The sequence below is a fragment of the Mycobacterium sp. IDUB_24 genome (assembly GCF_055419385.1).
Window position 1 is genome coordinate 18,166 of sequence record NZ_JBVAXO010000002.1, and the last position, 15,090, is coordinate 33,255.

A 15,090-nucleotide genomic window follows, 5' to 3' on the forward strand; every position below is an offset into this window, starting at 1 on the left:
TTCCTTCAGTTGCTGGTGGATTCGAGGCTGAACCGCTGTCGCAGATCGCGTTTGAGCAGTTTGCCGCTGGGGTTCTTGGGCAGGGAGTCGACGAAGAAGATCTGTTTGGGGGTCTTGAACCCGGCGAGGTGGTCACGGCAGTGACGCAAAACCTCGTCTTCGGTCACGGTGGCACCGGCACGGGTCACCACCGCTGCGACGACGGCTTCCACCCAGATGGGGTGCGCCAACCCGAAGACCGCGGCTTCCTCTATCCCGCTGTGCCGGTAGAGAACTTCTTCGACCTCGCGGCTGGCGACGTTCTCGCCGCCGGTCTTGATCATGTCCTTCTTGCGATCGACGACGTGCAGCAGGCCGTGCTCGTCGTAGAAGCCCAGATCGCCGGAATGAAACCAGCCACCGGCGAAGGCCTGGGCGGTCTTGGCTTCGTCGTCGAGGTAGCCCAGCATCAGATGCGGACTGCGGTGGGCAATTTCACCGACGGTGCCGGACTCGACCGGTACGTCGTGGTCGTCGAGGATCACCGTCTCGACGTTGACCACCGGCCGGCCCGCCGCCCCCGCGTGTGCATCCTGTTCGGCAGGTCCCAGGGCAGAAGCCAGCGGTGCCATCTCGGTCTGGCCGTAGAAGTTCCACAGCCGCAGATTGGGCAGATGCCGGCGCATCTCGTGCAGGATCTCGGCGGGCATCGGTGAGGCGCCGTAATACCCCTTGCGCAGACTGGACAGGTCTACCTCGTCGAACACCGGACTGCGAAGCAGGCTGATCCACACCGTCGGTGGCGCAAAGTAATTGGTTACGCCGTGGCGTTCAATCGTGCGCAGCACCAATTCTGGTTCGGGGCGGGGCAAGATGATGCTGGTTGCTCCCAGGTAGATGTCGGTGGCCAAGAAGTTGTCCAGCTGCGCGCAGTGATACAAGGGCAGGGAGTGGATTTCGACGTCGTCGCCGGACATCGAACCCGCCACGATGGTGCTGATGTATTGCCACATCAAGCTGCGGCTGCTGTGCATGACACCTTTTGGCCGGGACTCGGTGCCGCTGGTGTACATCACCCGCAACAATTGATCGTCATCGATCCGGTGATCGGGAACTTCCGATGTGGTAGTGAGCCATTCGGCGAAATCGGGCCAGCTGCCGGGGCAGGACTGGCAGGCGGGGACCAGTGCGGCCTTCGCGCGAACCGCAGTTCCCGTGGCCATGGCCTGTTCGGCGACCGGGATCAGATCGGCCTCGACGATGAAGCCGGCCGCCCGGCTGTGGCCGAGGATGTAGGCAATCTCGTCTGACGTCAGCATGAAATTGATGGGCACGAGCACAACACCGGCCCGGGCCGTCGCGAACGCCAAGACTGCGTACTGCCAGCAGTTCCGTGACAAGAGCGCGAGCCGGTCGCCGGGTGATAGACCGTTGTCAGCCAGCGCGGCCGCCGCCCGGTCCACCAGACGATCGAACTCGGCGAAACTGAGGACGACGTCGCCATCGATGACGGCGGTCTTGTCGGGCTGCTTGCGTGCCGAGCGGCGGGGGATATCGGCGAGGCTGTGGCTACGAGCCCGGGCGATGACGGCGGCGAGGTCGTCGGAGTGCATGAGCCGCAGGGTAGGCATGCGACCACTCGGTGCGGTGGTTCGTCTCCCGCTCAGTAGACAGGGTGGGGGCGGTCGAGGTCGAATTCCTTCGATACTCGAACCCATGACGGCTACCACTGAATCCTCGTCGCTCGCGGATCGCGCCCCAGACCCTGACGCCCTGCGCGGCCATCTGCTGGAGGCCGACCCCGGTGTCCTGGTTGCGGTGCTGGCGCAGATGACCGGGGATGCATCGGTCATCGATCGATACGCCGCCAAGATCGACCACGTTCCCGACCCGCCCGAGCGGGCCGGAACGACGGATCCCGGTACCGCGGAGGCGCTGGCCGAGGAGATCATCGCGGCCCTCGGTCGCCCACGCCCGGAAGGCGCGCCCCCCGCAGACGATCGTGGGTTCTTCACCCGCCTGCTGCCCATCGCGCTGGGTAGTGCGGTCGATGACGAACACGTGGATCTGCTGCTCGAACAAGGCGGTTTCCGACCGTCGCAGCCGACGCTGCCGCGCAGCACACCGATTCCGTCATCCACCACCGTGGCCATCATCGGTGCCGGTATCGCAGGTATCGCGGTGGCCCTGGCCGCTGCCGAAGAGGGCGTGCAGTTCGAGATCTTCGACCGCAACGACGAGGTGGGTGGCACCTGGCTGACCACCACCTATCCGGGCATCGGTGTCGACACACCGTCGGCGTATTACTCCCTGTCGCGTGAAGTGAACCCGGACTGGACGAACTACTACCCGCAGGGCGCCGAGTACCAGGCCTATCTGGTCTCCTTGGCCGACAAACACGATCTCCGTCGTCACATCCGCTTCGGCACCGAGGTCGAGGCGTTGTGGTGGGATGTGGAGCGGGGGCAGTGGGAGATCCACTCCCGCTCTACCGACGGCACCAAGAGCATCGACCATGCCAGCGTCGTCGTCACCGCGGCCGGCTACTTGAATCGCCCGCGATTCCCGGACATCAAGGGACGAGACACCTTCGCCGGCATCAGCATTCACTCGGCCCAGTGGGACTCCTCGCTGGATCTGGCGGGCAAGAAGGTCGCGGTGATCGGTGCGGGCTGCACCGCGGTGCAGATCGTCGATGCCTGCGTGAACGAAATCGAGCACCTGACGGTGTTCCAACGCCAACCGCACTGGGTTGCCCCCCGAAAGCGCCTTTCCGATGAGGTACCAGAGCACCGCCGCTACCTGGGGCGTGCCTTGCCCTTCTATTCGATGTGGCATCGGCTCAAGTCCTACTGGGGCACTGCCGACAACAACTATCCCATCATCCTGCAGGACCCCGAGTGGTCCAAGACTCATCTGTCGATCTCACCGGTCAACGATGTGCTTCTGCAGATGTGCCTGGACTACATCGATCGGATGTTCGGCGCCGGAACAGAATTGGCGAAGAAGGTCACGCCGGATTTCGCTCCGTACGGCAAGCGGATCATCCGCGATCCCGGCGGCTACTACGCCGCGCTGACCCGCGACCACGTAGCGGTGGAAGCGAGTGAACCCGCCGAAATCAACGAACGCGGCATCGTCACGGCTGACGGCCGTCAGATCGACCTCGACGTCATCATCTACGCCACCGGCTACCACCTGGATTTCCTGTCCACCGTCGACATCCGCGGGCGCGACGGCAAAACCCTGGCCCAGGAATGGGGCGACAGCCCGCGCTCCTATCGGGGCGGCACGGTCCCCGGGTTCCCGAACCTGTTCATCACCTCCGCGCCGAATTACAGCCCCGGACATGGCGCGGGCGCAAACTTCTCGATGGAGATACTGGCGCACTACATCCTGGAGTGTCTGCAACTGATGGCGTTGCGTGGTGCGGCCACGATGGAAGTCACCCAGGCCGCATACGAGGACTACGTCGACGGGATCGACAAGACGATGCAGGGCACCGTCTGGTGTCACACCCCCAACGCCCACACCTACTACAGATCGCAGTCCGGCCGCGTCGTGGTGGCGACACCGTACCGCCTGGTGGATCTGTGGCATCAACACCGCGCCCCGGTCGAAGAGGACTTCGTCCTCCGATGAGCCAGATGCTTGTCGGCAAAACGGCATTGGTCACCGGAAGCAGCCGCGGTATCGGGCGCGCGATCGCGCAACGGTTGGCGGCCGAAGGCGCGACCGTGGCCGTGACCGCGCGTTCCTACACTCCTACTCCGTCCACGCGAGCCGGGGTCACCGAGGCGATCCCGGGCACGATCGAGGAGACGGTCGCTCTCATCGAAGCGGCTGGAGGATCGGCTTTCGGTCTGGCCGCCGACCTGGAGGACGCTTCCGCCCGCAACGGTTTGATCGATGCCGTCATCGAGCGCACCGGTCGGTTGGACATCCTGGTCAACAACGCGGGTTTCGCCGACTACGCGGTGGTCGAGGACATGCCGGTGGAAACATTCGACCGGACGGTGGAGCACTATCTGAAGACACCGTTCGCGTTGACGAAAGCTGCTGTGCCGCACATGCGTAACCAGGGGTCAGGTTGGATCGTCAACATCGGCTCGGTTACCGGTGTGGCGCCGGCCCGGCCCTACCGGGACTACAACAAGACGGCCGGGGACGTGATCTACGCGTCGTGCAAGGCCGCCCTTCATCGGTTCACCCAGGGAGTGGCCGCCGAACTGGTAGATGCCAACATCGCGGTGAACTGCGTCGGGCCGTCGACCGCGGTGCGCACGCCTGGCGCCGCGGCACTGATTCCGGACACCTTTCCGACCGAACCTGTCGAGTACCTGGCCGAAACGGTGTTGGCGATGTGTCATCTGCCCGCAGCGGATCGGACCGGGCTGGTGGCGTTCAGCCTGCATTACCCGTGGTCACAACAACTTCCGGTGCACTCGCTGGACGGCGGCACGGTATTGCCCCCACTGGAGCCGCCGGCAACGGCGAACCCGAACATCCTGCCGGCCGGCGTCTGAGCTGCTCGTCTCGGCCAGTGTAGGTATGGCATGGACGGGCTGCACTGTGGCGAACGTGCGGGCTTTTCCCCTATTCGTGGCTTGTCACGGCCAAAAGGCTGCACGCTCGGCACAGTGCGGCAGAGAGGTATCCACCGCACTCCTCAGCTGAGCATCGGGTCGGCCAATTCGCAGAAGCTGTGGCACACCCGGTCTCTGACGATGATGTCGGTGGTCTCGGGGTCGAACCAGCGGTCGATCACCGCCCAGTGGATGGGATGCATCAGGTAGGGGCCCATCAGACCATCGACATCGGTGAATTCCTGCTCGAAGACGTGGGTCCACTCGCTGGCTCCGACGGCGGCGTCGACCCGGCTCAGTTGCCAGGCGGCGATGGTCGAGACGTACCGCGGCATCATCGCGAGTTCACGTTCGAACGCGGCAACGGTCTCCGCCCCCACCTCGGGAGGAATGCGTAGCAGCAGCGTGCGGTAGACGCTGCCGGCCCCGCTCCGGGCCGGAGCGCCTTGATAGGTGACGCCGTTGACATGGGTGATCGCCGGATCGGTCAGCACGTCGTCGAAACCGCTTTTGTACCAAGCCTCTTCGTCGGCGAACCGCAGATGGACCAGGATGTCGCCGCCATTGCGCGACCCCGGTAGCGCGGGCTGGACCAGAGACCTCAGCGCGCCGCTGCGCTCGGCAGCGGCGCGCAGGGCGTCGAGAACTCGGCTGCGTTCGGATTCGGTGACGTCGAGCAATCGGGTGACTGCGAAGGTGACGGCGCCGGCTGACGTGCCGCACGGGGCCGACGCGGCAGCGCCGGCGGTGACATCATCGGCGGCGGATGCGACTTCGCGAGTGCGCTCCACGACCAGATCGGCAACGCTTTCCCACCAGCGCGCCACCGTGGGGTCCGGGCGGCCCTTCCACGTCATCTCCCACCAGGCCTGTGCGCTGGGCAGCGACCAGGTGATCGTGACGACGTTGGGCCGGTCGTCGAACCAGAGGGGCGGGCTGACCAAGACGTCTCGCAATGTCATGCCCCGCTCACGAGCGCCCGGGACATAACCCGCCAGGTAGGCGTCGATGAACTTCTGTGCACAGCCCGGCGCGGTGACCACCCGGTCGATGACGAAAATCTCGGCCATGACGTGAGATTACGGCCGGCCACCAGACCGGAAGGACGGCGTTCCCGGCCATCGGGAAACCACCGTTGACGATCGTGAGTGTCGGCGCGATGGTGTGCCGATGACCGATCCGTTCAGCCCGGCCCAGCTTGGGCCCGTCACGCTGCGTAACCGAGTGATCAAGGCCGCCACCTCGGAAGGACGCTCACCCGACGGGTTGGTCACCGACGACCTCATCGACTTCCATCGCAGTTTCGCCGAGGGCGGTGTCGGGATGACCACCGTCGCGTACTGCTGCGTGTCTCCGCAGGGTGCCAGCGCTCCCGGACAGATCGTGATGAGCGGCAAAGCTGCGCCCGGCCTGCGCCGGCTCACCGACGCGGTACACAGTGCGGGGGCGGCTATTTCGGCACAGCTGGGGCATGCCGGGGTCGTGGCGCAGAAGAAGCTGACCGGTGTGACGGCCGTAGCGCCGAGCCGATTCATCAATCCGACGTCGTTCGCCTATTGCCGCGAGATCACCCGCGCCGAAATCGCTCGCGTGATCGACCAGTTCGGTGAGGCGGCCCGGGTAGCGGTCGACGCCGGATTCGATGCCGTCGAACTGCATTTCGGTCACCTCTACCTGCCCAGCTCGTTTCTGAGTCCGCTGATCAACCGTCGAAAGGACGAGTACGGCGGCGATATCGACAATCGGTCGCGGTTGGTGCGGGAGATCGCGCAACACGTTCGTGACGTCGTGGGCAATCAGATCGCGGTGATCGCCAAGCTGGACATGGACGACGGGCTTCCGGGCAGTATCTGGATCGACGAGGCGCTCAGAACCGCTCAACTCCTCGACGCCGACGCCACTCTCGATGCCATCGAACTGACTCAAGGGTCTTCGGTGTACAAGCCGATGTACCTGTTCCGTGGCGACGTACCGGTCAAGGAGTTCGCGAAGGTGATGCCGCCGGCATTGCGACCGGCGGTACGGCTGGTGGGCAAGCAGACAATGGGTGTCTATCCGTATCGGGACCTTTACATGCTGGAAGCCGCCCGCCAGTTCGTGCCCGTCATGCGCAACACCAAACTCATTCTGCTGGGCGGTATCACCGATCGCGAACACCTGGAGACTGGGTTGCGCGAAGGATTCGATTTTCTGGCGATGGGGCGGGCATTGCTGCGTGAGCCGGACCGGGTCAACACCATGACTGCCGAACCGGCCTCACGCAGCCGCTGCAACCACAACAACAAGTGCATGGTGACGGTGTTCGGGCGCACGCACTGTGTGCTCGATCCCGAGCAGCGCTTCGGGGCCGTACTAAGGCCCGAGAAGATCACCTAGCGCCTGGCCGGCATCTCGCCGGGCCTGGTGGGCGATATCGAGCATCGGCATCGTCATGAACCCGTGGATGCCACCGTCGTAGGCGCACCGGGTGATTGGCACTCCTGCAGTCTCGAGGGCGTCGAGATATGCGATGCCCTCGTCGCGAAGCGGATCGTGGCCCGCGAGCACGGCAACGGCCGGGGGCAGCCCATCGAGGTTGCCATGTAGGGGTGACGCGTAAGGGTGCTGCCGATCGGCGAGGTCGGGGACGTACTGATCCCAGTACCACTGCAGCGCCGGCCGCGGGTTGTAGAAACCCTTGCCGAACAGTTGGTAAGACGGAGTGTCGAAATCCGCGGCGATGACGGGGTAGAGCAGAAGCTGCGCTGCCAGTGCCGGCCCACCGCGATCGCGGGCCATCTGCGCGGTCGCCGCCGCCAGATTGCCGCCTGCGCTGTCACCGCCGACGGCCACCCGGGACGGGTCGGCACCGAAATCGGCGGCGTGCTCCACGGCCCAACTGGTGGCAGCGTAGAAGTCTTCGGCTGCTGTCGGCCAGCGGTGCTCGGGTGCCAATCGGTAGTCGACCGAAACAACCACAGCCGGAATGAGATTGGCAAGGTTGCGGCACAACCCGTCGTGGCTATCGAGATCGCAGAACACGAAGCCGCCACCATGGGCGTAGACCAGCATGGGTAGGGGTCCGGCCGTGTCGGGGCGGTAGACCCGGACGCCGACGGATCCGTTGTCGATCGGCACCTGGTGGTCGGTGACCGAGGCGACCGGCTCAGGTTGTGGGTTGGCGACGAAGCGCGCCCGGATTTCAGCGCGGGCTTGCGCGCCCGTCATCGTGTGCACCGGTGGGAAGCCCGAATCGAGGGTTTCGATCAGACCGGCGATTTGAGGATCGAGGGTCATGCGGGCAGCAGGGCGGCTCGAGAACCAGCTGGGCTGCCCACACGGAGCGGCCGCAAGGTTTGCAACGTAGGCGCCACCCGCTGGGGCCCGTCTTCGGCATTGCGCCAGATGCCCATCGCAGTCATGCGTACCGGAGCGGCCAATCGCTGATCGAATGCCATCCGGCTGATCGGACCACACACCGACACTGCCGCGACGGCTGCGCCGGCCGGACCGATCGGTGCTGCCACACAACCGAATCCGGCGAGCGATTCCTCCCGCTCGAATGCGACACCGTGAGCGCGGACCTTTGCCAAATCGGCTTCCAGCTGACGTTCCGTGGTGATCGAAAATCGCGTCAGCCGCGAGGTTAAGTTGACGTCGACCGCTGAATTGTCGGCCAGGATCGCCTTGCCGACGGCCGTACAGTGTGCGGGCTGCCGACCCCCGATACGTGTCGGGATGGCTGCCACCATCTGACCGCCGATCTTCTCCAGGTAGACGACGTCGGATCCGTCGAGGACCGCGAGGTGGACAACCAGTCCGGTGGCCCGGTGCAGATCGCGCAACAAGGGAATCGCTGCTCGATGGATGCGGTCCTGATGCAGGGCCAGCGACCCCAGCTCGACCAGTCGCATACCCAACTCGTAGTCGCGGCCGTCGCGGCGAAGCCACCGCAGGTGTACGAGGCGCTCCAGGATGCGGTGGGCCGAGGACCGCGGTAGCCCCGTGCGACGCACGATCTCGGCCAATGTCAGCCGGCCCGGTCCGTCGAAGACATCGAGGACCAGGGAAACCCGGTCGATCACAGCGTTCGGCGTCTCGGCGGTCGCCTTCTTGTGGGTCGCGGGTTGTTCGATGATCGCGGTCATTTGGTCCTCCGGGCTGCGGGGTACTGCCAGTCGCATATGACTAATAGTCATATGACTACCACAAGTATGTGTCCGCTGTCACTTTTCTGCCTGATCGTGAGCGTGACGGCTGCTCAGCCGCGGAATCACGTCGTCTGTGAGCAGCTGAATCGACTTCCACGCCTCGTCGATCGGCATCCCGCCGACCAACGGGTGAAAGACCAGCGCCCCGTAATCAGGGCAATCCCCGGCCTCGGCGATGAGCTCGTCCGGCGTCAGGAACCGGTACCGGCCCGACGCCCGAACCGCCTCGACCGTCTGGACGCCGGGGAGATGCATCGACGACAGCGGTACGCCATCGACCCAGCCGCCGTAGGTCACCGCCTCCCAGAGAATGTGTCGGCCCAACTCGGCCCACGCCTTCTCGGGGTCTTCGTGCAAAAAGACCATTCCTCGGTTGACGGCGGCCGGCATGATCAGGGCTGGTGCGATGTCTGCCTCCCGGCACAGATCGAGGTAATGCCGGGCAAGTTCGGGCAGATGCGCCGGCAGGCTCAGCCCCAACCTGAATCGCACCGCGCGTCGGGCGCTCGCCCGCACGCCGCCGCCCACGTACAACGGTGGATGGGGTTGCGACCAGGTGCCGGCGCCGATGCGCGCGCCTGAGTCGCCGTCGACGGGATCCGCGGACCAAGCCGCCAGCATCGTCTCGAGTAGCCGGTCCATGAGTGCGCCCCGGCGGTGAAAATCAACACCGAACCCTTCGTATTCCACCGTCCGATACCCCAAACCGATGGTCGTCGAGAGTCGTCCGGCGCTCATGAGGTCGACGAATCGAATGTCTTCGGCCAGCCGCAGCGGATCCCACAGCGGACCCAACGCGCAATCGATACTCACGATCAGGTTGCTGGTCTTCTGTAAGAACAACGCGGCCGCCATGACCGGATTGGAGCTCCAGCCGTGTCCGGTCAAGTGGTGTTCGTCGATGCTCACCGCGGCCACGCCTCGCGTATCGCCCCACGCCGCCATGTCGACCGCGGCCAGAATCGAGTCCCGCTGCCTCGCCGGCTCCCCGTTGGGCGAGGCGAAGTTGAACCTCAGTATGGGCAGTGCCATCTCAGTGATTCCGATCGGCGTAATAGGCCGTGGCGGGCGGGACATGTTGTGCGATCAGCGAACTCGCTTGCGCGGCGAACTCGACGACCCTGGCGCCGACGCCTCGGACTTCCTCATCGGTCAGCCGCCTGTACGGCTGCGCGGACACCGACATCACCACGTTGCCGTGTCCGTCGAAGATCGGCGCCGAGATCGTCGCGAGCGGGCACTCCTCGACCTTGCTCAGCTCGCCGGGCAGGAAGTCGATGATGGTCAGATCGGCGACGGCGCCGGCCAGTCGCGCCGCCACCGGATCCGGCGCAGTCGCGTCGTCGAGCGTCATCAGCGCCGCGAACACCTTGAGCAGCGGGTCGCTGAGCCGCTCGATGCCGTAGCCGCGGTTCTTGATCTCTTTGAGCACCGTGGGCATTCGCGCCCGATAGACGTCGTTGACAGGGCCCGCGGAGGCCATCCACTCATCGCCGACGGCCGCCGGCGCCCACGCCACGAACTCCCGGCCGAACGGTGCTACGAAGGGCAGGCGGACGCCGGCTTCCACGGGCGGGCGGTTGGCGCCGGGCGAAGCCGACTCGATCACTGCAATGGAGCCGTCCCGGAGCTCGGAGATGCATGCGGCCATACCGATGGCTGAGCACAGCGTCCGCAGCGGCTCGCGCAGCATTCGCGACAGCGGCGCCGCGGATGGCGACGCCGTGGGCAGGCCCGCGCCCAGGGTGTATCTCCCGCTGAGTGGGTCACGCAGCACCCAGTCGCACGAGCAGAGCGTGGTCAGGATCGCGTGCCCTGTGGATCGACTGATGCCCAGGTCACGACAGATTTCCGCGAGAGTCAGGGGATTATCCGCCCGGTCGGCGAGCAACTCGACGACACTGACGACGCGACGGGTGGGCGGCGAAGGGTCTTGACCCTGCTCATCGGGCTGCCCTAGCTTGGCGTTCATATATTCGGACACTACATCGAATATTCGTCATCACAAGTCGTCACCGTGAAGGAGCAGCGTGCCGGACAGTGCACTGGGCATCGAGGATCTGACCATTCCCGTGCTCAACCCGATGCAACAAGAGGTTCTCGCGCAACTGGAGAGCCTGACGGTGGACCTGAATCCTGAGCTTCTGATCGGTGAGGCGATCGAGAAGACGGGATTGGAGGACTTCGGGCCCGCCGATTTTCGTCCCCGGCTACAGGTGTACGCCGAGGCTGTCGAGTCCGACAGCGGCAACACGAATCTCAACCGTCTGATCCTGCGCAACCGCATCGTCCGGCTGCTCTCGCAACGGTTGTTGTTGACCGACCTGTTGCGTCGCTACCCGGAGATCCACGATATCGAGATCGACAGACCGATCATCGTCGTCGGTCTACCACGCTCGGGGACAACGCATCTGGTCAACCTCATCGCCTCCGATACCAGGCGACGGGCGTTGCCGTACTGGGAGAGCCAGGAGCCCTTCCCGCTGCGTGGTGAAGGTCCCGACGTCAACGGTGTGGATCCACGGTTCGCCCGCAGTGTTTCCGAGCACGAGTCGTCGAAGGCGATGACTCCGCTGATACAGAACATGCACGACCGGTTTCCCCAGGCGATCGAGGAAGAAGTCGAGATCCTCGACCTCGACTTCGCCAGCTATGTGCTGGAGTGGCATGGCCGGGTGCCGCAATGGCGGGACTACTACCTCGGGTTGAACCAGGACCAGCATTACGGCTATCTACGCACGGTGCTCAAGGCCTTGACCTTCTTGCGGGGCCCACGCCAGTGGGTGCTCAAGTCGCCGCAACACTGCGAGCAACTCGGGCCGCTGATACGAACGTTCCCGGACGCCACCGTCGCGTTCACCCACCGAGATCCGGTAGCCGTCATCCAATCCGCAGTCACGATGCTGGCCTATGGAGACCGTATGCGGCGCAAGGAGATCGATCCCGAAGGCCTCGTCGAGTACTGGATCGATCGCATCGAGCGGCTGCTGCGCGCCTGTGTCCGTGACCGGGAGCTGATCGGTTCCGACCGAAGTGTGGACATCGGCTTCCACCAGCTCAACGGAAACGAGATGTCGATTCTCGAGACGGTGTACGGCTACAACGGCACCACGTTGACCGATGGTGCTCGTGCGGCGTTCCGCGGTTACCTCGACGACAATCCGCGCGGGAAACACGGCCGGATGAGGTATGACCTCCAACGCCACTTCGGCCGCTCGCCGGACGAGGTCCGGTCGCGCTTCGGCTTCTATTTCGACCGATTCGACGTACGGGAGGAATCATGACCAGCTATCAACCCGCCTACTTGAGCCGCCCCGGGGCCGACGACATCGTCGGTGCAGGTGCCCCCGCAGAGGAAGTCAGCCCCGGCATCTGGCTCTCACCGGGTCTGTCGAATTCGTTCATGCTGACGACCGATGGCGGCCGGATCGTGCTGAACACCGGCATGGGTTTCGAGGGACCGGTGCACCGGGCCAACTATGACGCCATAGACGCCGCGCCGATCCGCTACGTCATCCTCACCCAGGGGCATGTCGACCATGTCGGGGGTATTGACACCGTCGCCGACCCCGACAGCGAAATCGTCGCCCAGGCCAACTGGGAAACGTGGCGGCGGGACAACGAACTGCTGGCAGAGTTCCGGGCCAGAAACTCTGCGTTCGCGTGGGTGGGCAAGGTGATGGACACGATCGAACGCAACGCTGCACGATTCGGTCCGCCGCCACCGCAGAGTGTGCCGACGCCGACAGTGGTCGTCGATGACGAGCTCGTCATCGAACTCGGCGGTCGCCGCTTGGAGCTCTACGCCACCCCCGGCGGTGAGACCACCGACAGCTTGGTGGTGTGGCTGCCGGAAGAAGGTGTCTGCCTGTGCGGCAACGTCTTCGGCGCGCTGTTCGGCCACATCCCGAACCTGGTGACGGTGCGCGGCGATCGCTACCGCGATGCGCTGACGGTGGTGGAATCGATCGACCGCGTCCGCGCGCTGGGGGCCGAGACGTTGCTCACGGGACACTTCGGGCCGATCGTCGGCAAGGACCGCATCGACTGGGAGCTGACCCGACTACGCGATGCGGTGACCTACATTCACGACCAGACCGTCGCCGGGATGAATGCCGGCAAGGACGTTCACACCTTGATGCGTGAGGTGGTGCTGCCGCCCGAGCTGGAGGTCGGTCAGGGCTACGGGATGGTGCGCTGGAACGTGCGCGCGATCTGGGAGAACTACGCCGGCTGGTTCCATCATCGCTCGACGGCCGAACTCTATGCCGAAAGCCCCGACGCGACCGAGGCCGATCTGCTCGAACTCGCCGGTGCGGCAGCAGTTCTCGGTAGGGCACGCGCACTGCTGGACGCCGGAGAACCGGTTCGGGCCATCCGATTGGCCGAGATGGTGAACCGTGCCGAACCCGACGACCAGGAGGGCAAGCAGGTATTGACCGCCGCCCACGAAGTCCTGCTGCGGGGCAGCACCAATTTCTGGGAAGCAGCCTGGCTACGCGAGCAGATCAAGGAGCTGTCATGACAAACCGTGTGCTGTTCGACTTCACCGGTACCACCGCGCTGGTCACCGGAGGCACGAGCGGTATCGGCCACGCGACCGCATCGCTTCTGAGAGACAGCGGGGCGACTGTCACGATCACCGGCACGAGAGCGGGACCGCAGGACTACGACGTCGATCTGTCGGGACTGCACTATCGGCAGTTGGCGCTGACCGACTCGGACGGCATCGAGGCGCTGGCAGACTCGTTCACGGATCTGGACATTCTCGTCAACAACGCCGGAGCCAACTTTCCGGGCGGTCTCGACGAATCGACCCCGGAGGGCTTCACCGCCTCGGTAACCGTAAACCTCTTGGCGCCCTTCAGGTTGACGGAGCGTTTGCACGGCGCGCTGAAGGCCTCGAACGCTGCAGGCGGTGCCAGCGTGGTGATGCTCGCCTCCATGGCGGCCATCCGATCCGTACCGGTGGTGCCCGGGTACGGATCGGCGAAGGCCGGAGTGCTCGCACTCACCCGGAACCTCGCCGCGAAATGGGCCGCCGACGGCATCCGGATCAACGCTGTCGTCCCAGGAGTCGTCGCCACGCGCATGACTGCACCGATGGACTACGTGCCCGAGATCAAACAGGAACAGGTCGACCACATTCCACTCGGCCGGTTCGCCACGCTGGACGAGATCGCCGGTCCAATCCTGTACTTGTGCAGTGGAAATGCCTCGTACAGCACCGGATCGGCGCTCGTCGTCGACGGTGGCTACAGCGTGCTATGAGCGGAACCGAACATCGACGAGAGGGAAAACCCCAGTGAGAGCAGCCATCATCACCGCTCCGGACAAAACCGAGATCGTAGAGGTGCCGACGCCGACCGTGGGCCCTGGCGACGTCCTGGTGAGAATTCGAGCGTGCGGGATCTGTGGTTCTGACACTCTCTATATCTCCATCGGAGGTTTGCCGCCGCGGCACGGCTGTATGCCGATCGGTCACGAGCCGGCCGGTGAGGTGGCGGAGGTCGGAAGCGAGGTGCGCGGTATAGCGGTGGGGGACCGCGTCGTGGTCAATCCGATGGCCGTTGCCGACGACATCATCGGCAACGGCGGTTCGGCCGGTGCGCTGGCCGACTACCTGCTCATCAAGGATGCGGTTCGTGGCCGGAGCCTCGAGATCGTGCCCGATCACATTCCGTTCGAGGTTGCCGCACTCAACGAGCCCATGGCAGTCGCCGCTCACGCGGTGAACCAGGTGAATCCTCGGCAGAGCGACCAGGTGCTGGTGCTCGGGGCGGGCCCGATCGGCCTGGGCATCACCATCGCCTTGAAATCGCGCGGCGTCAAACACGTTGTGGTGGCCGACATCCTGCCGGCTCGCCTGGACAAAGCGCTGAAAGTCGGAGCGGACGCGGTGATCAACTCCAAGGACGAGGACGTCATCGCGCGATTGATCGAGCTCCACGGGCCCGGGGATTCGATGTGGCCGAACAAGGCCGGCACCGACGTGTTTCTGGATGCCGCTGGAGTGCCGGCAGTCGTCGACACAGCTCTCGGTGCGGCCAAGCGGGGTGCCAAGCTGGGCATCGTCGCCGTCCACAAAGAGCCGATCAACATCGACTTCATGAATGTGATGAGTAACGAGCTCACCATTGTCGGGTCGATGGGCTATCCGAGTGAGATCTTCGAGGTCACCAAGGACATCGTCGACAACTGGGAGAAGTACCAGCTGATCATCAGTCACACTTTCGATTTCGATGACCTGGGGCGGGCGCTGGAGTGTGTCGCCACACCGGGAGCGGCCGACAAGGTCGTCATCACACTGGGCTGACGTGGCGGCGCGTGCCGAA

12 protein-coding genes and 1 pseudogene are annotated in these 15,090 nt (G+C 64.8%); 7 read left to right on the top strand and 6 right to left on the bottom strand.

The annotated features are described in order from the left end of the window. Window positions 1-5 precede the first annotated feature (5 nt). The gene (locus ACZYZF_RS07715) at window positions 6-1,592 is read right to left on the bottom strand and encodes an acyl-CoA synthetase (protein ID WP_463835185.1); all 1,587 of its coding nucleotides are present in this window, start codon (window positions 1,590-1,592) and stop codon (window positions 6-8) included. A gap of 103 nt (window positions 1,593-1,695) precedes the next feature. Between ACZYZF_RS07715 and ACZYZF_RS07720 the strand changes: the two genes are divergently transcribed. Next, window positions 1,696-3,621, top strand: coding sequence for a flavin-containing monooxygenase (locus ACZYZF_RS07720; RefSeq protein WP_463742763.1), 1,926 nt, complete (start codon window positions 1,696-1,698; stop codon window positions 3,619-3,621). Beyond that, complete coding sequence (locus ACZYZF_RS07725; protein WP_463835187.1) at window positions 3,618-4,505, top strand: SDR family NAD(P)-dependent oxidoreductase; 888 nt, start codon at window positions 3,618-3,620, stop codon at window positions 4,503-4,505. The genes ACZYZF_RS07720 and ACZYZF_RS07725 overlap by 4 nt, the downstream gene beginning before the upstream one ends. A gap of 143 nt (window positions 4,506-4,648) precedes the next feature. Here ACZYZF_RS07725 and ACZYZF_RS07730 read toward each other — a convergent pair whose 3' ends face one another. Then, window positions 4,649-5,245 (bottom strand): Dabb family protein, encoded by a 597-nt coding sequence (locus ACZYZF_RS07730; protein ID WP_463835837.1) that lies wholly within the window; start codon window positions 5,243-5,245, stop codon window positions 4,649-4,651. 490 nt (window positions 5,246-5,735) lie between these two features. Between ACZYZF_RS07730 and ACZYZF_RS07735 the strand changes: the two genes are divergently transcribed. Then, window positions 5,736-6,941 (top strand): NADH:flavin oxidoreductase, encoded by a 1,206-nt coding sequence (locus ACZYZF_RS07735; protein WP_463742760.1) that lies wholly within the window; start codon window positions 5,736-5,738, stop codon window positions 6,939-6,941. Here the strand turns inward: ACZYZF_RS07735 and ACZYZF_RS07740 are convergent. From ACZYZF_RS07740 to ACZYZF_RS07755, 4 genes and pseudogenes are all read right to left on the bottom strand, one after another. Then, window positions 6,918-7,841, bottom strand: a complete 924-nt coding sequence (locus ACZYZF_RS07740; protein ID WP_463742759.1) for an alpha/beta hydrolase — start codon at window positions 7,839-7,841, stop codon at window positions 6,918-6,920. The genes ACZYZF_RS07735 and ACZYZF_RS07740 overlap by 24 nt on opposite strands. A 170-nt stretch (window positions 7,842-8,011) precedes the next feature. Next, window positions 8,012-8,743: pseudogene (locus ACZYZF_RS07745) on the bottom strand (IclR family transcriptional regulator); the annotation flags it as partial. A gap of 27 nt (window positions 8,744-8,770) precedes the next feature. Continuing rightward, on the bottom strand, window positions 8,771-9,787 hold the full coding sequence (locus tag ACZYZF_RS07750; RefSeq protein WP_463835188.1) for an LLM class flavin-dependent oxidoreductase: 1,017 nt from the start codon (window positions 9,785-9,787) through the stop codon (window positions 8,771-8,773). 1 nt (window position 9,788) lies between these two features. After that, entirely contained in the window at window positions 9,789-10,727 is a 939-nt protein-coding gene (locus tag ACZYZF_RS07755; RefSeq protein WP_463835189.1) for an IclR family transcriptional regulator, read from the bottom strand. Window positions 10,728-10,839: 112 nt separating this feature from the next. On the opposite strand from ACZYZF_RS07755, the gene ACZYZF_RS07760 reads away from it, so the two are divergent. The 4 genes from ACZYZF_RS07760 to ACZYZF_RS07775 are packed head-to-tail and all read left to right on the top strand — an operon-like array spanning window position 10,840 to window position 15,071. Continuing rightward, window positions 10,840-12,039: a sulfotransferase family protein gene (locus ACZYZF_RS07760; protein WP_463835839.1), complete on the top strand. Its 1,200-nt coding sequence runs from the start codon at window positions 10,840-10,842 to the stop codon at window positions 12,037-12,039. Continuing rightward, window positions 12,036-13,280, top strand: a complete 1,245-nt coding sequence (locus ACZYZF_RS07765; protein ID WP_463835190.1) for an alkyl sulfatase dimerization domain-containing protein — start codon at window positions 12,036-12,038, stop codon at window positions 13,278-13,280. The genes ACZYZF_RS07760 and ACZYZF_RS07765 overlap by 4 nt, the downstream gene beginning before the upstream one ends. Further along, window positions 13,277-14,026: an SDR family NAD(P)-dependent oxidoreductase gene (locus ACZYZF_RS07770; RefSeq protein WP_463835192.1), complete on the top strand. Its 750-nt coding sequence runs from the start codon at window positions 13,277-13,279 to the stop codon at window positions 14,024-14,026. Before ACZYZF_RS07765 ends, ACZYZF_RS07770 begins: the two co-directional genes overlap by 4 nt. A gap of 46 nt (window positions 14,027-14,072) precedes the next feature. Then, window positions 14,073-15,071, top strand: coding sequence for a zinc-dependent alcohol dehydrogenase (locus tag ACZYZF_RS07775; RefSeq protein ID WP_463835841.1), 999 nt, complete (start codon window positions 14,073-14,075; stop codon window positions 15,069-15,071). Window positions 15,072-15,090 lie beyond the last annotated feature (19 nt).